This is a genomic window from Haladaptatus litoreus (genome assembly GCF_900156425.1).
Lineage (GTDB): Archaea > Halobacteriota > Halobacteria > Halobacteriales > Haladaptataceae > Haladaptatus > Haladaptatus litoreus.
In genome coordinates, this window is the sequence record NZ_FTNO01000002.1 from 285,049 (window position 1) to 302,653 (window position 17,605).

The 17,605-nt window shown below is 58.5% G+C and carries 27 protein-coding genes; 17 read left to right on the plus strand and 10 right to left on the minus strand.

The window, feature by feature from the left end:
* Nucleotides 1–54 precede the first annotated feature (54 nt).
* The 6 genes from BW974_RS12510 to BW974_RS12530 all read left to right on the plus strand — a co-directional run bounded on the left by BW974_RS12510 (nt 55) and on the right by BW974_RS12530 (nt 3,834).
* Nucleotides 55–1,485, plus strand: coding sequence for a class I adenylate-forming enzyme family protein (locus tag BW974_RS12510; RefSeq protein ID WP_076430612.1), 1,431 nt, complete (start codon nt 55–57; stop codon nt 1,483–1,485).
* Nucleotides 1,486–1,542: 57 nt separating this feature from the next.
* Entirely contained in the window at nt 1,543–1,959 is a 417-nt protein-coding gene (locus BW974_RS12515) for a hypothetical protein (protein ID WP_076430613.1), read from the plus strand.
* On the plus strand, nt 1,917–2,222 hold the full coding sequence (locus BW974_RS12520; RefSeq protein ID WP_076430614.1) for a hypothetical protein: 306 nt from the start codon (nt 1,917–1,919) through the stop codon (nt 2,220–2,222). Before BW974_RS12515 ends, BW974_RS12520 begins: the two co-directional genes overlap by 43 nt.
* Nucleotides 2,223–2,365: 143 nt before the next feature.
* A complete protein-coding gene (locus tag BW974_RS25675) occupies nt 2,366–2,533 on the plus strand; it encodes a hypothetical protein (protein WP_175609692.1) in 168 nt (55 codons plus the stop codon).
* A 115-nt stretch (nt 2,534–2,648) separates the two neighbouring features.
* A complete protein-coding gene (locus BW974_RS12525) occupies nt 2,649–3,341 on the plus strand; it encodes a type 1 glutamine amidotransferase (RefSeq protein WP_076430615.1) in 693 nt (230 codons plus the stop codon).
* A 79-nt stretch (nt 3,342–3,420) separates the two neighbouring features.
* Complete coding sequence (locus BW974_RS12530) at nt 3,421–3,834, plus strand: DUF7344 domain-containing protein (protein WP_076430616.1); 414 nt, start codon at nt 3,421–3,423, stop codon at nt 3,832–3,834.
* A 95-nt stretch (nt 3,835–3,929) separates the two neighbouring features.
* On the opposite strand, the gene BW974_RS12535 is transcribed toward BW974_RS12530, so the two are convergent.
* Nucleotides 3,930–4,763 carry an alpha/beta fold hydrolase gene (locus BW974_RS12535; RefSeq protein ID WP_076430617.1) on the minus strand — a complete coding sequence of 278 codons (834 nt, stop codon included), beginning with the start codon at nt 4,761–4,763 and terminating at the stop codon, nt 3,930–3,932.
* A 235-nt stretch (nt 4,764–4,998) separates the two neighbouring features.
* Between BW974_RS12535 and BW974_RS12540 the strand changes: the two genes are divergently transcribed.
* Entirely contained in the window at nt 4,999–6,162 is a 1,164-nt protein-coding gene (locus tag BW974_RS12540; protein ID WP_076430618.1) for an acyl-CoA dehydrogenase family protein, read from the plus strand.
* 203 nt (nt 6,163–6,365) lie between these two features.
* On the opposite strand, the gene BW974_RS12545 is transcribed toward BW974_RS12540, so the two are convergent.
* On the minus strand, nt 6,366–6,560 hold the full coding sequence (locus BW974_RS12545) for a hypothetical protein (RefSeq protein ID WP_076430619.1): 195 nt from the start codon (nt 6,558–6,560) through the stop codon (nt 6,366–6,368).
* 140 nt (nt 6,561–6,700) lie between these two features.
* On the opposite strand from BW974_RS12545, the gene BW974_RS12550 reads away from it, so the two are divergent.
* The 4 genes from BW974_RS12550 to BW974_RS12565 all read left to right on the plus strand — a co-directional run bounded on the left by BW974_RS12550 (nt 6,701) and on the right by BW974_RS12565 (nt 10,227).
* On the plus strand, nt 6,701–7,669 hold the full coding sequence (locus BW974_RS12550; protein WP_076430620.1) for a phosphotransferase family protein: 969 nt from the start codon (nt 6,701–6,703) through the stop codon (nt 7,667–7,669).
* On the plus strand, nt 7,670–8,611 hold the full coding sequence (locus BW974_RS12555; protein WP_076430621.1) for a phosphotransferase family protein: 942 nt from the start codon (nt 7,670–7,672) through the stop codon (nt 8,609–8,611).
* A 57-nt stretch (nt 8,612–8,668) separates the two neighbouring features.
* On the plus strand, nt 8,669–9,115 hold the full coding sequence (locus BW974_RS12560) for an MOSC domain-containing protein (protein WP_076430622.1): 447 nt from the start codon (nt 8,669–8,671) through the stop codon (nt 9,113–9,115).
* 179 nt (nt 9,116–9,294) lie between these two features.
* Nucleotides 9,295–10,227: a cupredoxin domain-containing protein gene (locus tag BW974_RS12565; RefSeq protein WP_076430623.1), complete on the plus strand. Its 933-nt coding sequence runs from the start codon at nt 9,295–9,297 to the stop codon at nt 10,225–10,227.
* Between the two features lie 29 nt (nt 10,228–10,256).
* Here BW974_RS12565 and BW974_RS12570 read toward each other — a convergent pair whose 3' ends face one another.
* Both BW974_RS12570 and BW974_RS12575 read right to left on the minus strand, forming a co-directional pair.
* Nucleotides 10,257–11,048, minus strand: a complete 792-nt coding sequence (locus tag BW974_RS12570; RefSeq protein ID WP_076430624.1) for an aldo/keto reductase — start codon at nt 11,046–11,048, stop codon at nt 10,257–10,259.
* 88 nt (nt 11,049–11,136) lie between these two features.
* Entirely contained in the window at nt 11,137–11,295 is a 159-nt protein-coding gene (locus BW974_RS12575; RefSeq protein ID WP_217694333.1) for a DUF433 domain-containing protein, read from the minus strand.
* On the opposite strand from BW974_RS12575, the gene BW974_RS26200 reads away from it, so the two are divergent.
* A complete protein-coding gene (locus BW974_RS26200; protein WP_217694326.1) occupies nt 11,245–11,535 on the plus strand; it encodes a hypothetical protein in 291 nt (96 codons plus the stop codon). The genes BW974_RS12575 and BW974_RS26200 overlap by 51 nt on opposite strands.
* A gap of 203 nt (nt 11,536–11,738) precedes the next feature.
* On the opposite strand, the gene BW974_RS12585 is transcribed toward BW974_RS26200, so the two are convergent.
* The 3 genes from BW974_RS12585 to BW974_RS12595 all read right to left on the minus strand — a co-directional run bounded on the left by BW974_RS12585 (nt 11,739) and on the right by BW974_RS12595 (nt 13,403).
* Nucleotides 11,739–12,326, minus strand: coding sequence for a protoglobin domain-containing protein (locus BW974_RS12585; RefSeq protein ID WP_076430626.1), 588 nt, complete (start codon nt 12,324–12,326; stop codon nt 11,739–11,741).
* A gap of 74 nt (nt 12,327–12,400) precedes the next feature.
* The gene (locus tag BW974_RS12590; protein WP_076430627.1) at nt 12,401–12,868 is read right to left on the minus strand and encodes a cupin domain-containing protein; all 468 of its coding nucleotides are present in this window, start codon (nt 12,866–12,868) and stop codon (nt 12,401–12,403) included.
* A gap of 67 nt (nt 12,869–12,935) precedes the next feature.
* A complete protein-coding gene (locus tag BW974_RS12595; RefSeq protein ID WP_076430628.1) occupies nt 12,936–13,403 on the minus strand; it encodes a cupin domain-containing protein in 468 nt (155 codons plus the stop codon).
* 211 nt (nt 13,404–13,614) lie between these two features.
* Here BW974_RS12595 and BW974_RS12600 point away from each other — a divergent pair, with 211 nt between their 5' ends.
* Both BW974_RS12600 and BW974_RS12605 read left to right on the plus strand, forming a co-directional pair.
* Nucleotides 13,615–13,935, plus strand: a complete 321-nt coding sequence (locus BW974_RS12600; protein ID WP_049969394.1) for a 4Fe-4S dicluster domain-containing protein — start codon at nt 13,615–13,617, stop codon at nt 13,933–13,935.
* A gap of 113 nt (nt 13,936–14,048) precedes the next feature.
* Nucleotides 14,049–14,426, plus strand: coding sequence for a hypothetical protein (locus tag BW974_RS12605; protein WP_076430943.1), 378 nt, complete (start codon nt 14,049–14,051; stop codon nt 14,424–14,426).
* Between the two features lie 21 nt (nt 14,427–14,447).
* On the opposite strand, the gene BW974_RS25680 is transcribed toward BW974_RS12605, so the two are convergent.
* The gene (locus BW974_RS25680) at nt 14,448–14,612 is read right to left on the minus strand and encodes a DUF6757 family protein (protein WP_175609693.1); all 165 of its coding nucleotides are present in this window, start codon (nt 14,610–14,612) and stop codon (nt 14,448–14,450) included.
* A gap of 38 nt (nt 14,613–14,650) precedes the next feature.
* A complete protein-coding gene (locus BW974_RS12610) occupies nt 14,651–15,439 on the minus strand; it encodes a PHP domain-containing protein (protein WP_076430629.1) in 789 nt (262 codons plus the stop codon).
* A 139-nt stretch (nt 15,440–15,578) separates the two neighbouring features.
* Between BW974_RS12610 and BW974_RS12615 the strand changes: the two genes are divergently transcribed.
* Nucleotides 15,579–15,863 (plus strand): DUF5789 family protein, encoded by a 285-nt coding sequence (locus tag BW974_RS12615; protein ID WP_076430630.1) that lies wholly within the window; start codon nt 15,579–15,581, stop codon nt 15,861–15,863.
* 113 nt (nt 15,864–15,976) lie between these two features.
* Nucleotides 15,977–16,174 (plus strand): hypothetical protein, encoded by a 198-nt coding sequence (locus tag BW974_RS24665; RefSeq protein WP_139328871.1) that lies wholly within the window; start codon nt 15,977–15,979, stop codon nt 16,172–16,174.
* Between the two features lie 18 nt (nt 16,175–16,192).
* Here the strand turns inward: BW974_RS24665 and BW974_RS12620 are convergent, their stop codons facing one another.
* Nucleotides 16,193–17,221 (minus strand): DUF5784 family protein, encoded by a 1,029-nt coding sequence (locus BW974_RS12620; protein WP_076430631.1) that lies wholly within the window; start codon nt 17,219–17,221, stop codon nt 16,193–16,195.
* A 194-nt stretch (nt 17,222–17,415) separates the two neighbouring features.
* On the opposite strand from BW974_RS12620, the gene BW974_RS12625 reads away from it, so the two are divergent.
* Nucleotides 17,416–17,589, plus strand: coding sequence for a DUF5786 family protein (locus BW974_RS12625; RefSeq protein WP_227776974.1), 174 nt, complete (start codon nt 17,416–17,418; stop codon nt 17,587–17,589).
* The last annotated feature ends 16 nt before the right edge of the window (nt 17,590–17,605 follow it).

Consider the following 17,605-nt stretch of genomic DNA (forward strand, 5'->3'; position numbering starts at 1 on the left):
ATTGTCCCTCGAATCGCACAGAACTGCTAACACGGTTCGCGTTCAATGGAAGGTATGTCGCTATCATTTGAGCGACACGCCGACCTCTGGGGGAATCGGGTCGCAGTCGTCGAGGGAAACGAGGAGTTCACCTACGCTGACTTCGCTCGACGCGTGAAATCGGCCGCGAACGAACTGGGCGAACTCGGCATCGACTCCGGCGACCGAGTCGCCGTCGTCTCCCGAAACCGCGTGGAAGTGCTCGTTCTGCTGTTCGCCACGTGGCGCGTCGGCGGCGTGTTCGCGCCGGTTTCGCATCGACTCACGCCCGCGACCGTTTCGAACCCGATGGAGCGAATCGACCCCGACATCGTGCTGTTTGAATCCGCACAACGCGACCTCGTCCGACAGTTCGACGCCCATTCGTTCGAAGAGTTCGAGGATGGAGAATCGACCGAGGCAGGGGAATCGACCGCGGTCGATTCCCCACACGCGAGGCTCGACCGAACCGCGACAATCGAAGCGGACGACACGTGTCTTCTCGTTTCCAGCGACGACGGCGGGAACGTCGTCTGCCTATCCAGACAAGCAGTCGAGTGGAACTGCATCACCGCCGTCTCGGGATTCGGATTGGGCAGAACCGACTGCACTATTCCACTGCTTCCGCTATCGCTTTCGGATTGCCTGTTCAGATTCGTTTTGCCACTACTCACCGTCGGTGGATGCGTCGTCCTCCAGCGCGCGTTCGACCCGGAACGCGCGCTATCGGCAATCGAGCAACACGGCGTCACCTGCCTCAACGGCGGCCCGACCGAATTCCAGGGGTTAGCTGATGTCGAGGGAGAAACGAACCGTGATTCGCTCCGGTCGCTTTTCTCCCTCGATTGGCTGACCACTCGCGCCCGCGTCCCGCCGGACGTGCGCGAAGCGTTTCCAGTTCCGTTCGTTCGGGTGTACGGTCGCCCGGAAACCGGTCTGAACGTTCTCCGTGAATCGCCGGAAACCGAGCGCACTGCACATCCGTTTCCGGACTTCGACGTTCGAATCGAGGACGAAACGGGCGAACTGTTCGTTCGCGGGCCGACCACTGCGAGCAGGTATCTCGGCGGCAAACGGTTCGACGACTGGGTTCCGACGGGCGATCTGTTCCGGCGCGAAAACCGCAATGACGAAGACGAATCCGCCGGATTCGTCTTCGTCGGGCGCGCCGGCGAACCGTTCGAAAGCGAGGGAGAGCGAATCCATCCCCGAGCAATCGAAACCGTCCTCGAATCACACGCCGACGTTCGGACCGCGGGCGTCATCGAAGGGGTTGCGGAAACCGGCGGAGCGGCACCGAAAGCCGTCGTCGTCGGCGACGTGTCGCCGGGCGAACTGCGAGAGTTCGCGGAGGAGCGACTCGCACGACACGAAGTTCCGCGGGCAATCGAAGTTGTCGCCTCGCTTCCTCGTCGCGCGACGGGCGAACTCAATCGGGCGGAACTGCGGAGGCGGTTCGGCAAGTGATGGTCGAACCGTGATACCCCGACAAAGCACCTATAGTATGACACGTATCGAAACGACATGCGAAACCTGTCGGAAGCGAAACCGCTTCTTTCCATTTCGGTGGGCCTTCTGCTTCTTTTGAATCCGCTGTATATCGGTTCTCTCCATCTCGACGACCCGACCTACCGCTACGAACGAGTTGGCATCGAATTTACCGATGGTGGCTATCAGACCGACGAGCAGTCCACGCTCGGATTGGAGCAAATCGATTCCGATGTTGCCTGTCTCCGCGGTTATCCTACCCATTCCTGCCAACTTGAGCGCTATCTCTACAACGATGGCAACGCAACCGTTCCGACGAACTACCGATTCAGCGGCGTGGACAGGGATTACTCGGCAGTGTTCGTCAACGGTCAGTTCTACGAATCGTGGGGTATCGAACAAAACGAAACGTGGTACATGTCGCTCAAACCTGCACGAAAGAGAAGACCCTGAAAGACGTTTCGACTGCCTACGCGGCCGCACCGGTACCGATTCAGCGCGCGGTTCGAACCGGGAGCGTGAGTACCCATCGGGAAATCGAGATGACGAACGAACTCATCCAGCGAAACGGGAACTACTCCGTCACCAGGCTCGCCAAGACGAAGGAAATCAGTGGTGTCGGCTGGCTTCTCCACTACCTGTTTCTCGTCGGTGGAATCGTCGCCGGATTCCTCTTGGTGCTCCGGGGTCAACGACTTCGAATAGAACCAAAATGAGTACCGTTACGTTGCCTGTCGCTACTCAGTGAAATATATCTCTGAACGGTGTTGTTGATACGAATAGTCCATTCATCCGTGGAATTGGCCTCATCATCGCGGGAGTTTTCTCTTCGTTATTTTTCCCCCTCATCTCTCCAGTCGTGACTGTCTATTTTTTCTATCGCGGGTGGTCACCGTATCTCTCTTCGGATTCGAAGCGCGAACTCGTCGGTATCGGGATGATGATTACGGGTGTTCTATTAGCTGGATACTCCTACATCGTCATTACGGGATACATAACGACACCCGGATTCGAGAGCAATCCATGATATGTTCGTTCGATAGAAGTCGCCACTGACGACGAACCGTACACTCGTTTACTTAAAATGACCAAATTCCCGGTAGCGAAATCCATTTGTTGGTTCCGGTTGCTACTATGGTTCAATGAGTCGGCTCCGAATCGCATTTCTGAACGCCGCGCACGGGGACGAAAACACGCGGCGCAACTTCCGCAGAGAACTCGATGCAGAACTCACCGAGTTCGACGTGACGGAGGGTCACCTCCCGAACAGTTTCGACTTCGACGCCGCCGTCGTCTCCGGGTCGCGGTCGTCGGTGTACTGGGACGAAGAATGGATTCCACCGCTAAAAGAGTGGGTCGAAGTCGCAATCGAATCCGGCATGCCGATGCTCGGCATCTGTTACGGCCACCAACTGCTGGCCGACGTGCTCGGGGGCGATGTCCGCGACATGGGCGAGTACGAAATCGGCTATCGGGAAGTCGAACACGTCGGCGAATCGCCGCTGTTCGACGGCATCGAATCCGAATTCGTCGCCTTCACGACCCACTCGGACGAAGTCGCCGAACTCCCGCCAGGAGCGAAAGCCATCGCCGAAAACGACTACTCCAACCACGGCTTCCGGAAAGAGGACGTGTTCGGCGTCCAATTCCACCCCGAGTACGACATGGATACCGCAGAGGAGGTCACACGGGGCAAAGACCTCTCCGCGGAACGCCTCCAGCGGGTGTTGGACGGCATCAACGAGGAGAACTTCACCGCCGCGTGTGAGGCGAAAATCGTCTTCGAGAACTTCACCGACTACGTCCGCGAATCAGGTGAACTCTCCGCCGACTGACTGTTTTGCCCAAATCGGCATAAATAACCTGAATGGGTAACCACCAGAGTGACATTCGTCGGGAGCGTGGAGATAGTTCATGGCAGACCCGACGACAGACGACGACGGCTCGTCACGCGCTACGTCGCCATCTGGCCCCAGTGCTAACGTGCCCTCGCTCTCGCAGGATGCCTTGTTCGACGCGCTCGCGTCCCGCCGGAGTCGCTACATCCTCCACTACCTCCGCCGGGAGGAACCACCCGTGACACTTCCCGACCTCGTGGACACCATCGCCGCGTGGGAGATGGACAAGCCCATCGACCTCGTTTCGGACGAACACCGACGAAACGTCTACATGTCGCTTCAGCACACGCAACTCCCGAAACTGGCGATGGCAGGACTCGTCCAATACGACGACGACCGAGAACTCGTGGATAGCGGCGTCCACTCGGAACAGGCCGATGCATACCTCGACATTGCGGTTGCGCGGGACGACGCGGTTCCAGAAGAGTAAACGCGATATTTTAATCGAATCGATTCGGTCGTAGTCGCCAACACCGTAGCTTCTTAGCGGTTGCTGGTTTCGTGGGTTCGATACGCAAGAGACAGCTACTGCGTGTCACGAGGAACGTGCCGAACGAGAAATTCCCGTACTGCTGTCGTGAAAAATTCGGGATTGTCGAGATTGGATGCGTGTCCAGCATCCGGAACTTCTCGAACCGAGGCGTTCGGAAGTTCCGCACACAATTTCGGAGCGTGACGACGAATGAATGCCGGTTCGTGTTCGCCGTACAGAACCAGTGTCGGAACGGTAATCGACGAGAAATCGATTTCAGTCTGGTCGAACGTTGCGACAGCACGGATGACCTTAGCAAATTCGTCCGTCTGCATCTTCGGTCCCTCCGCCCGAAGTTCCGCTATCTTTTCGTAGTCGCCGCTGACGCCTTCTCCTTGGATTCTCTCTTGGAGCCACACCATCGCTCTCTCGACCCGTTCGTAGCCGATGAACCGAACCGGTGGAATCGTCGCTTTCAGCATCACCGACCGTTGAAACCACTCGCGCCGATTGAACAGTTCCGGGGTGAATGTGTCGGCGAGTACGAGGCCAGCTAAGCGGTCGGAATGCGTGGCGGCGTACACCTGTGCGATACAGCCTCCCGTCGAAAGGCCGCAGAGAACGGGCGTATCGAGATTGAGGCCAGTGATGAGTGCAGCGAGGTCGGCAGCAAAGCAGTCAATCGAATACGCATCTCTGGCCGAACCACCTGTTCGGCCATGCCCTCGAACGTCGTAGGCGATAGTTCTGTACTCGTCGCTGAGGGCGTCCATCTGTAGTTCCCATTGGGTATGGTCGAGGATAGCACCGTGAATGAAAACGATTGGCGGGCCGTCGCCACGCTCCTCGTAATACGTCGCGATGTCGTTCGTTCGAACGGTCGGCATCTGATTGTCTATCGGGTTGCGGAGAGATGAATCTATAGTACAACTGTCGAATCCGCGATTTGCTTGGATTGTTGGAACTGTTTCGACGCTATCGGCTGGCAATCGGTCATCAACGTATCCGTCCAGTTGCGCGGTTCCCAAAACTATATCTCATTCCTATCTTCGTAGTTAATTTTTCGTCGTCCAGTTCCCCGGAGTAGGAGCGTTTTTTAGCCTCCCCTCCGGAGAGTTGTCCATGCTCGATTACGTGGAACTCGAAGCCGACCTCGGACAGGAAGAGCGGATGGTTCGGGACACCGCCCGCGAGTTCGTGGAAGAACACGTCAAACCCGACATCGGCGACCACTTCGAAGCCGGAACGTTCCCGAAAGAACTCATCCCCGAGATGGGTGAACTCGGCTTTTATGCGCCGAATCTCGACGGCTACGGCCTGCCGAACCTGAGCGAGACGGCCTACGGCCTGCTGATGCAGGAACTCGAAGCCGCGGACTCCGGCCTGCGCTCGATGGCTAGCGTGCAGGGCGCGCTCGTGATGTACCCGATTCACGCCTTCGGTTCCGAAGAGCAGAAAGACGAGTGGCTTCCCGACCTCGGGGAAGGGAAGGCAGTCGGCTGTTTCGGCCTGACGGAACCCGAACACGGGTCGAACCCGTCGGGGATGGAAACCTACGCGGAAAAGGAGGGCGACGAGTACGTTCTCAACGGTTCGAAAACGTGGATTACCAACTCCCCGATTGCGGACGTGGCAGTCGTTTGGGCGCGCGACCGTTCCGCCGAGGATTCCCCGGTTCGTGGCTTCCTCGTGGAAACCGAACGCGACGGCGTGACGACCAACAAAATCGACGAAAAGCTCTCGCTCCGCGCCTCCATCACGGGCGAAATCGGACTGCAAAACGTGACGATTCCGGAGGAGAACGTCCTTCCCGGCGTCTCCGGCATGAAAGGGCCACTCTCCTGTCTCACGCAGGCCCGGTACGGAATCGCGTGGGGTGCAATCGGCGCGGCCCGCGACTGCTTCGAGACGGCCCGCCAGTACGCAACCGACCGCGAGCAGTTCGGCGGTCCGATTGCGCGCTTCCAACTCCAGCAGGACAAACTGGCCGAGATGGCGACCCAGATTACGACCTCGCAACTGCTCGCCCACCGCCTCGCCGACCTGAAAGAGCGCGGCGACCTGCGACCCCAGCACGTTTCGATGGCGAAGCGAAACAACGTCCGAATGGCCCGCGACCAAGCCCGCATCGCCCGCGAGATGCTCGGCGGCAACGGCATCACGACGGACTACCCGCCGATGCGCCACATGGCGAACATGGAGACGGTGTACACCTACGAGGGTACCCACGACATCCACACGCTTGTGTTGGGGCAGGACTTGACTGGGATTGCGGCGTTCGAATAGTACCTTTTTACTGCGGGTCCTCCTCGATGCGCTTCGCGCATCTCGTCGAACCACTTGCAAAAATCTACGCTAAAAAGGCCGTCAGCGAAGCACCGCTTCGCCGACGGTGAACCGCGCTCACTGCGTTCGCGCGGATGCTTGCTCTGTCTGTTTGGTTGGTCTGTGGAGGGCGGTTCTTTCGCCGGTCGAGGCAGTTTCTCCTTTCACCACGGGGCTTGCCGTTGCAGAAAGAAAAACAGCAGACCGACGACGAACAACGCAGCGAAGATGGCGATGAACCCGACGAGTGTCGGGGCGATAGCGTGGAGGTCGCCAGAGGTCACGACCCACTGGACAATAGTGAGTAGAATGGCGATGGCGAACACCTTCCGCAGGTCAGCCATCGTGAGTTCGGTCATGGTTCGGACAAGAGTTGGAAAAGTATTAAGTTGGCAGGTGTTTTCCTTCGAACTGTCCATTTTTCGGTCGGAGCGACAGCGCCCGTGCTTGAATCGGACTGTCACCCCGACCGGCAGTCGCCCGTGACGCGACGAAAACTATGCAAGAAGACGAATCAGACGTACACGAAAGACTTGCACAGCACGCAGAACAGTACGAAATCGTTCGGAAACTCCACGAGGTGCCGCCACACGTCACCTACGAAGTCCGAATAGACGGGAAGCGAGCGGTCTGCAAACGGGCGACGAGCGACGAGGGAGACCCGGCGATGGAGGCACGAGCCATGCAGTTTCTCGAACGGAATACGTCGGTTCCGGTGCCGCACGTCCTCGGGGTCGGAAGTGGCCACTTCGTTGCGGAGTGGAACGACGAGGTACCAGAAGACGGGAGCGTGAGCGTAGAAGGTGCCCGCACGATTGGCGCTGGATTGGCGACTCTGCACGACGAGACGTACACTACATTCGAATCGTGTCTTGCACGATTCGATTCGTACGGATTTCTCGAAACGAGAGACGGGAAACTCGCGCTCGATGCCCGCGGGTCGTGGCACGAGATGGTCTGCGATTTCCTCGCCGACCGACGCGATTTCTTGCGCGATGGCGGATTTGACGCGGACGCTGATGCCGCGACTGACGCGTTGGCGTTCGTCCGCGAACACCCTGAACTGCTCCGTGGCGCTGGCGAACCAGTTCTCTGTCACGGCAACTACGTCCCCGACCACGTCGGACGTGATGAGGGCGAGGTAACCGTCGTTATCGATTTCGAGCACGCGCTAGTTGGCCCGGGGGAGTACGACTACTGGCGAACGGCGATTCCGACATTCATGGGGCCGGAGGGAATTGACGAGACGCTGACCGGAGCGTTCCGAACGGGCTACGAGTCGGTTCGGTCGCTCCCACCGGGATTCGACCGACGAGAGGCGGTGTATCGGCTGATAACTGTCGTCTCGTTCTTCCGGTCGCTCTGCCTCCAGCGCCAGCAGACCGGAGACGAGGCGACTCGGACGGCGGCGAGATTTCGGGGCTACGTGGACGACCTCATCGATTCGATTCGGGAGGAACTGGCGTAGATGGTGGTCACCAAGCAAGCGATTCGCGACGTACTCAAATTACACGCCGAGAAGTACGAAATGCGACGCGAACTTCCGTCGCGTACTCCCAACACGGTGTACGAGGTCATCCTTGACGGTCGTCGGGCGGTCTGCAAAGTTGCCAGCGGTGATGACGCTCACGTCCGAAAAGATGCGCTCGCAACTCGTTATCTCGCCGAACGGACGCCAACGCTCGTCCCTCGCGTCTTTGCAATCGAAGATGACCACGCCATTTTCGAGTGGGTCGAGGGAACTACGTACAACGCCGACGCGAATCGAGCACTGCGCGAGCGCCGCCTTCGAAGTGCGGGCAAGACTCTGGCACTTTTCCACGAATCGACCGATTTCGATACGTGTGGCTATCTAAACTGCCGAGATGGAAAACTCGCGCCCGATGCTTGCGGGACGTGGGCCGATATGCTCACCGCCATCGTCGGCGGTTGGTGCGGCGACCTCGCCGGAACTCGATTCGAGGAGGCTGGCGAATCAGTGCTATCGTTCGTTCGAGATTACGAAGACGCATTTACCGCCGTTTCCGAACCAGTCCTCGTTCACGGCGACTACCAACCGGAAAACATTCGCTTCGAGGATGAATCCGTCGCCACGGTGCTGGATTGGGAATTTTGCTTCGCCGGTGCCGGCGAATTCGATCTCTGTCGTGCAGAGCGGGAGTTCTTCGACTGGCACACCGCACCCGAGGGCGACGACCTTCGGGGGTCGATTCGAAAAGGGTACGAATCAGTTCGTACTCTTCAGCCCACATTCGACGGACGACGGCACATCTACCGTGCGATTCTCAAACTCGACCCGATGCGCTTTTTCGAGGCGTGGAAAGACCAAGTCGGGGACGAAGACGAGGTGGCCAAATCGATGTGTGCGTTCGTTCGTGACGAGTTGGAGTTCGCCCGAAGAAAACTGTAGAACTGTCCAAACTACCGCCGACCGCGGTTTTAAGCCGTCCGCGGGAAACCCTGAACTATGGACGGGACAGGAACCGTGGAGGCGATTCACCTCGCCTCCGAGTCGGCAGAGAAGACGGAAGCGGTCGAGTCGGTCGAAGCAGTCGCGGGGTCGGGTCTGCGCGGTGACCGCCACTTCGACCCCGAATCGTCAGGCGACGACATCACGCTCATCGAGGCCGAGGCGGTGGAGGCCGTCGAGCAGGAGTCCGGAATCTCGCTCGAACCGGGCGAGCATCGCCGAAACGTGACGACTCGAGATGCCGCGCTGAACCACCTCGTTGACAAGCAGTTTCGCATCGGCGAGATTGTTTGTGAGGGGGTCGAACTCTGTGAACCCTGTTCGCATCTCGAATCGCTGACCGAGAAGGGGACGCTTTCCGCGCTGGTTCACCGCGGCGGCCTTCGCGCCGTCATCGTGGAATCGGGCGAAATCGGCGTCGGGGACAGCGTGGAGTCGCTGTAGAGTCGTTGTGGGAGAGGTAACGCACCGGTAGGAAGACCCTACAGCGCGAACTGCCGTGGTCTACCGCAAAATTGGTTCTCGAATCGATTGCCCGAATCGTTCGAAGGGATTCCGTACTCGAAGGGGAAATTCAGTCAACGACAGAGTGTTTATTTTCGTTCTTGCATGTAATATTACCCATGCGCCGTAGAAGATTTCTGACTGTTTCCGGAACGGCATTCGTCGGGGGAGCCTTGGCGGGATGCACCGGTTCCGAACCGGAGGACGGCGGGGATAAGAATAGCTCACCAACGAAAGGGAACGGTTCCGGCGAAACCACCGGAAATGGCGGTGGCGATGGCAATGGAGGTGGAAATGGAAAGTCGGGCGGCGAAAGCACGGCAGACGGTCAGTTTTCGCTCGTCTCGTCTGACGTGCCGAAGGAAGTCGTGTTGGGTGAACAGTTCACACTCGGGTTCACCATCAAAAATAACGGCGACTCCGCAAGCACGTTCGAATCGCCAATCGAGGTGAACGGAAGCGAGGGCGGCTCCCAGCAATCCGGGACGATTCAAACCGAGGAAATCCCGCCGGGAGAGACGACGACGTGGTCTACCAAACTCAGCTATCCATACATCTCCACGGTGAACTACCTGATAGGTGCTTTCGAGAAATCGTTTTCCGTCAAAGTAGTCGCACCGACGCTCTCCGTCGGCGAAACGTTCGTCAGCCCGAACGAGGTGGCGATTACGATTCGAGACATTACGTTGACCGACCACTACCGGTACGAAACCGGTGCCGGGCCAATGGAAGACGTCGAAGCGGACGACAACCGCCAGTGGGCGTTCGTCACCGTAAACGCGGAAAATCGCTTCCGGATGCGTCAGGCGCTTCCGAAGGGTGAGACGTTCTCGCTCCTCGTCGGTGGCCGCAAACATAAACCGTCCGACATCGCCAAGCAGGAAGGCAAATACGAACTGGAGCGGTTCGGAAGCAGGGACGTTGCATCGGGCGAAAGCCTCGCGGGATGGTTGGCCTACGAGATTTCGGCAGACCGTTCCGTGAGCGATTTGGCCATCGAGTGGAGCGCGAGCGACGGCAGTGGGTCGTGGTCGGCGCAGTGGAGTCCGTAGAAATCGGTGAAAATCGCGTTAGACGCTCGTTAGTTCCACGCGGCCCCGTCCGGGTCAACAAGCCGTTCTTCGCGGTCGATGGAGTCGATTTTCTCCACGTCTCCCGCGTCGAGGTCAGGAACCGAGAAATTCTGTTGGAGGTGTTTTTCGCCCGTCGATTTCGGAATCGGGACGACGTTTTCTGCCTGCTTGAGCCACGCGAGGCTGATTTGGGTCGGCGTCGCGTCGTGCTTTTCGGCGATGTTGCGGAGTTCGGGCACGTCGTCGGCTTCGCCCTGCATAATCGGCGAGTAGGCGACCAGCGTGATGTCGTGTTCTCGGGCGTAGTCTCGCAGTTCCTCTTGCTGAAACAGGGGGTGCATCTCGACCTGATTGGCGAGGATTGGGTTGTCGAGGATTTCGCGCGCCTCGTCCAGCAGTTCGGGCGTGAAGTTGCTCACGGCGATGTTTCGGGCTTTGCCTGATTCCGCGATTTTGTCGAACGCAGGCAGAGTGTCCTCGGCGTCGTAGGCCTTCATCGGCCAGTGGACGTAGAGCAAATCGACGTACTCCGTACCGAGTCTATCGAGGCTTTCGTCGGTGGTTTCGAGCACGTCGTCGTGCGCGAGGTTGTCCGGCAGGACTTTGGTGGCGAGGAACACGTCCTCGCGGGATACGTCGGCGCGGGCGATACCCTCACCCACCGGTTCCTCGTTGTCGTACATCTGCGCGGTGTCTACGTGGCGGTAGCCCAGTTCGAGCGCGGTTTGGACCGTTTCGGCGCACTGTCCTGCGTCTTTGTTGCCGGAGGTTCCCAACCCGGGTGACGGAATCTCTGTCATGGAGTGAGGGAAGCGGGCGGGGGCGAAAAAGGTCAGTGTCGCGGAAAAGGTGGTGTGGAACAGGCGAAGAGATATTTGTAATCGACTGCTATTCTGCGAACTCGTCCGAGGAGGTGTAGTACGCGATTGCGGTATATACGTCTTCAAGTGTCAGTGCGGGGTAGAAATCGATGATTTCGTCCGGCGAGTAGCCCCTGTGTTCGTAGGCACCTGCAACGTCGATGGCTCGAATACCGGTGCCAGCAATCGGTTGGCGGGCGAGTCATTCGCCGAGTCGTCCGAACCATTCCGCGAGTCACTCGAACCGTCCGGCGAGTCGTCGGTCACGCCGACTCACCGCCCGAAATCCGGCGGTTTCCAGTGGAAACGAAGGGGCACGGCGATTGCCATCGAATGCCACATTCGACAGACCGCGTTCGGCCTGAATCGACCTGCCGAAACGGTGCGGTTTGGAACCCGTTTTCGAGAGAGGGAGAAGACGTTGTGAACAATTGTCGAACCCCTTCCGTTCGGGTGGAGAACCACCGAACTGATTCTCCGAGGGTTGCGTTTCGCGTGCAACTCCGCCCTCGCGGACGAAGGCCACCGTTTCGGGTGGAAATCGAACTGGCGTGGTTTTCGCGCGATTCGTTCACCCGGGCGATACCGAGGTTTGTACTGGGAGAACGTCTTGTTTGATTTTTCTCTCTCTCAAAAATCCCCGTTCTTAACGTAGGGTTCGCTCCACAGCGTCACCTGCAACACAACTGCCTTGAACCACGCACTGTGCATCTTCTCCACGTCGTCCCCGCTGTACTCACCATTCTCCAGAAACGGCTTCATCGTCGCCGTGATAGGGTAGATGAACGCCGACATGTAGCGGAAAGGAATGTGTTCGACGGAATCCACGTCGTCGGTTTCGTTTTTCTTCTCGTTCGTGTGCCGCAGGGCGATTTCCTGTTGGTAGTTCAGCCAATCCTCATCGTAAGGCGGGTTGCAGGTGTCCCGAATCCACTGGCCGAATCGCTCCCGCACACGGTCGAGATACGGTTCGATTGGCTCGCCCTCCGGTGTGCTGAAATACTGAATCAGATGCGGGTGGTCGGCGATGAACTCGTACCACGTATCGAGGACATCGTCGATTTGCCCGTCCAGCACCTCGCCCGCCATCCGGAGATATTCTTCGTCCTCCTCGGTGAACAGCACGGTTTCCTTGAGTCGGTTGAATGCGGGCATGTCGAGTGGCGATTCGGGGACGGATTCCTCGCCGAAGGTGTAGCCGGGAATGTCGTCGCTCATGGATGCTCGCACAAGAGGTCAGCATAGGTGTCAATAATCTTGATGGCCAGAAAATGACGACATCGACCCGTTTCTCAGTCCATCGTCCCGGTCACCGTGTCGCAGGTGAGACAGTACACTTCGACGACGTTCTTCTCGTCCGGAATTCGCATCCAATGCTGTGTTTGCTCGCCGCACTCGGGACAGTCTCGCAGGAGTTCGCCAGATTCGCTCTCCGCAGGTGCACCGAGGGCCAGCGCCACCACGCGTTCGTCGCCGTGGTTGTGCCCGCGCTGGTAGTCTCCGGGCGCGAATCGAACTATTTCACCCGCTTCAACGACCACGTCCTCCTCTTTCGTCTCGAACGTCGCAGTTCCGGACTGGACGCAAAACACCTCTTCTTGGTCGAAGTGGGTGTGTAGACCGGGAGAAAAGCTGTCACCGGGCGCAAGCTCGTAGTAGTTGATGGCCATGTCGCTCGTTCCGAGCGCCTTCCCGACTGGACGGGTGACCGACGCCGCGCTCATGAAGCCGTCCACATCGTCAATCGTGACTTTTTCCATACCGCCCAATACCTCGGCGGGCGGAAAAATCCACCCGCCAACCACGTCGGGTCGATTCGATGACTGTTTAATCGAACCGTCCGGTTTCGGCCCCACAGCCCAGACAGTAGGTTACGAGTTCCTCGCCGCTATCGGCCATTTCGAGCGTGTTAGCGGTTCGCTCGCCGCACTCCTCGCAGTCCCGCCGCATTTCGTCCAGTTCTGAGTCCTGTGGTGCGCCGAGCGCCAGCGCCACCACGCGCTCGTCGCCCTCGTTCACCCCGCGCTGGTAGTCTCCGGGCGCGAATCGAATGATTTCACCCGCCGTCACGACCACGTCGCCGTCTTCCGTTTCGAACGTCACCGAACCCGACTGGATGTAGAACACCTCCTCCTGTCCGACGTGGGCGTGATAGCCGAAGGCGAAACTGTCGCCCGGCGCAAGTTCGTAGTAGTTGATAGCCATATCCGTCGTTCCGAGGTCGTCGGAGAGCCCTCGGCGAACGTCCGCCGCGCTCATTCGGGAATCCACGTCCTCGATGGTGACTTTCTCCATGCGCGTCTCTCCGCAGGCCACGAAATAAAACCACCCGCTGGATCGTGATGGTATTTAAAACCTCTGTCGGGCGAAAAACGAAAATCCTAGTTTCGGGCGCTCTTTTGCGGGTTTTTAGCCTAGCCTAAAAATTTAGCCGGTGGCAAAGATTTAAGTTAGGTACCAGGATTTAAGTATGATCATATCATTCGTTTGCATAGGTGAGAGACAGATGGCTATCGACCCACAATTCCACGAAAACCGCGAAAAGGTAGACGACCACGACGGCCACGACGTATGGGGGCCAGTAGACGAACCGGACAAACTCGGCATCCACGGCACCCACGTCGCGGTTGACTTCGACCTCTGCATCGCAGACGGTGCCTGTCTCGAAGACTGTCCCGTGGACGTGTTCGAGTGGGTAGACACTCCAGGCCACCCGGAGAGCGAGGAGAAAGCAGACCCGGCAAACGAAGCCCAATGTATCGACTGCATGCTCTGCGTGGACGTGTGCCCGGTTGATGCCATCGACGTTGACGCCGGACGAGTCTGAGAGTCGGTAGCAACAGTCATTTTTTCAGCTATCCTTGGGATATTTATATCTCCGCTCATAGGTAGTGATATGAACTCCCATAGCGCCCTCCAGCGCCATACGAGGTGGAAAACGTGAGTCCAGCGACGAAGCGGAAATCGGACGACGTGCTCGACCTACAACTCGATGACGAAGACCCGATTCCCTTCGAACCCGAAGGTGTTCTCGGAACGGAACACGACGAGGACGTTCTCACAGTGTACACCGTCTCCGGCGGTGGCGCATCACTCGTCCTCACGGAGGAATCGTTCGCACCCAGTTCTCGCACGCTCCACGAAAACGATCTGTCAGGAATCCTCCGAACCGGTCTTTCCTATCTCTTCCGCGACGGCGTCGAAACGGTACGCGTTCGCTCCGACTCCGATTCGATTGCCCGTGCGCTCGACGGGTTCGACGATGCGCCCGCATATCGCTACGAAGACGTGCTGTTCACCGCACAACTCGAAAACTGAACTCGTTCGATTTTCCGGCGGTTATTCCGATTTCTCGGCATCCAATTCCCGTTGCAGGGACTCCAATGCGTCGGACTCCGCGAGGCTCTCGAATCGCTCGCGGAAGTGAGTGTCGCAGAGTCCGACCTGCACACCGCCCATCTCCGGTGCGAACGTCGCTTTTCGGTCGCAGTAGTGACACTGCATATTGACAACTATGTCCGCAACCGAATTGAATCCTGCGTTCAGAGCGTCACCGCACTGCGGAAATGTCGATACTCCTCCTTCGATAATCCCGCTTCGCCGAGCACGTCTCCGTGGGCGTCGCTCCCGCCGGTTGGAACGAGGTTGTTGTCGGCGATTGCGCGCTCGATTGGTCTGGGGTCTACCTCGCGCCCGTAGGGATAGTATCGCTCCACGGCGTCGAGTTCGCTCGTCAACGCGAGCGCCGACGTGGGGTCGGAGTATCGGAAGGGATGTGCCAGTCCGACCAAGCCACTCGATTCCGAGAGCAGGGAGACTGCATCCTCGAAACTCGGGATGTCCCGGGCGACATAGCACGGTTCGTCCGTGCCGATAACCTCGGCGAAGGCGCTGTCGAAATCGTGTTTCGTGTCGGGATTGGCGTCGATTGCCCGCGCGATGTGCGGCCGACCCAACCCTTCGCGCGATTCCAAATCGAGGTCGATTCCGAGGGTGTCCTCGACACAGTCGATGATGGCCTGTCCGCGTTCCACCCTGTCCGCTTGCAGGCGCTCCAGTTCGGCGATGAGTTCCGGCGTCGGATAGACGCCGTAGCCGAGCAAATCGACGTGCTGGCCGTCGGGCGCTTCGGCCCGCAGTTCGATACCGTGCACGATGGTCACGCCTTCGATGGTCGTTACGGGCGTCGGGAGGTCGGGATGAAGTCGGTCGTGGTCGGTGACTGCGACGACAGACACGTCGGCAGACCGAGCGACGGCAGGAACCTCCGAGAGTTCCATCGACCCGTCCGAGTTAGTCGTGTGAACGTGGAGATCCGCGAAAACACTCATATGTTCGTTCGGGAACGACGGAGCAAGGGGGTTTCGATGTTCCCAATCGGTAGACGATAATACCGATTAAACACCTTATATTCATAATGATTGTATAGCAACAACCTTTATAATGAACTTTGGTGTAGGAAATTCCACGATGACGCTAAAACAAGCAAATCAGTTGCTCGATTCGTACCAGTATCCGGCCAGTGCGGAGCAACTCATCGCCGCCCACGGTGACTACGTTATCGACCTCCCGAACGGCACCGAGACGCTCGAAGAAGTGCTGCGCCGTGCCGGAGACGAGACGTACGACTCCCCGCACCAAGCCCGCGACGCGATGTACGGGGCCGTCAGCAGCAAGGCAATCGGGCGCAGACATTACAGCGACCGCGACCCGACGACGATGGGGACGAACGGGCCGGAACAGCTCTCGTTCTGAACCTATCGCCGCAACACGACATGCTATTTTCGAGATGTCGCCCACCGACGAGGAGACGCATGTATTGAAAGAAATCAGAAAAATCATACTTCGGTAGCAGACAGCTACAGAAAATGGTTTCCGGCGCGGCAGACCTCGCTCTCACTGGCGGATTGCTACTACTGATGACTTTGCTGAGCCATCGGTTACTGACACACCTCGTCCTTCATCGAGAATGGCCGAATCCGCATATTCGCATTCTTGCCGTCACAGTTGGAAGCGTCCTTTCGGGAATAATCCTCGCTCTCGGTATCCTGAGCGGGCTTCAGTAGTCGCTTCGTTCGAACACCTCACCCCGTTTGCCACTGAACCGCTCCGTCGAGATGCAGTGGCGGTGACCCCTTCCGGTAGCCTTCGACGTGGCCGTCCGGCCGGGCGCGGAAAACGACGGCAGGACGGTGGCGAACGTCGGGTTGCTCGCCGATGACGGCAGACCACTCGTCGTCGCGGAAACCGGAGCAGTCAACGAACAACACCGCGCCGCCGCCGTGTTCGTTCAACTGGCCGGTCGTCTTCGTCTCCGCCGTTTCCCGGAGGGCCGCGACGGGCGTACTCGCCGCGCGCTGTGTCGGCGGTTGTGGCCGCGTAACTTCCACGAGCGGGGACTGCCCGTGCCCGGTTTTGTGGTCTTGCGGTTCGGCGCGGAAGTCGAGGGAGTGGCCCGTCGTCACCTCGATTTCGGGGACGACATCGTAGCCCGCGTCGGTCAGCAGTTTCGCGACGGTGAACTCGCTCATCGCGGAACTCATCCGGTTTTTATCGAAATACTGGCTGGTGCCGAGTTTCGACGCCATCGTGTATCGGTAGTCGTCCAAGGCACCAGTTTGGAGGAATCGTTCGTAAAACGAGAGGGCTTCATCGCGGGTCGCGTCCGGAAATCCGGCGGCGTACTTGCGGAAGAAGGCCCGCGACGTTTCCCGTCCGTCTTTGGAGAAAAAGACGGGGAGGAAAAACCATGAGATGTAGTCGTACTTCGCCAACCACGGCGATTCGACGGTGAGGTCTGCGAGCAGTTCGCGCTGTCCCCAGCGGGCGACTCGATACGGAATTTCGTCGAAGGTATATTTCGAAGTGCGCCAGAGTGCTGGCGGCGTTTCCGTGTTGCCGAGCCAGTAGGCGGTGTCGTCGTTCCACACGAACAGCGCCATATCGCCGTTGTCCATCTCGAATCGACGTGCCTCGAAGCCGTTCGGTGTAGAGTAATGCGGTGTCAGCGAGCGTGCGCCGAGGTTCGAATCGAGGTGAGAATACAACTCCTCGTTGATGCGGTCGTCGTCCCACCGCTCCTGAGAGCGGCGAAAGCGGAGCGGGCTTGCCACGCGAAATCATAGTAACCGGGAGTGTTTACGTGTTATGCACCGTGATACACTGCTCCACCCCTAGAGGCGCGCCGCTCGCCTCAACGGTACATATTGCCGCCTCCTCTCCGTCTGACGATTTTCCAGCTTGGGTAAACGATGTGATTATCCGTTACATTAATAACTGGCTAACGCTTAGCATGAGTGTGGTTGTCATGTCAATGGGTGCCTATGACGAAGAAGAACACGAGCGCCGTGAACGTAAAAACAGTACCGTGGACACGGATTTCGACGATGTACGCTCCGACTATCACGGCACTGTTGAGTACGACTCCGGCGACTCGGCGGAGGATTTGTTGAAGCAGTTCGAGAAGATAAAATCGCAGTAGTGTGGCCCTTTTCCGC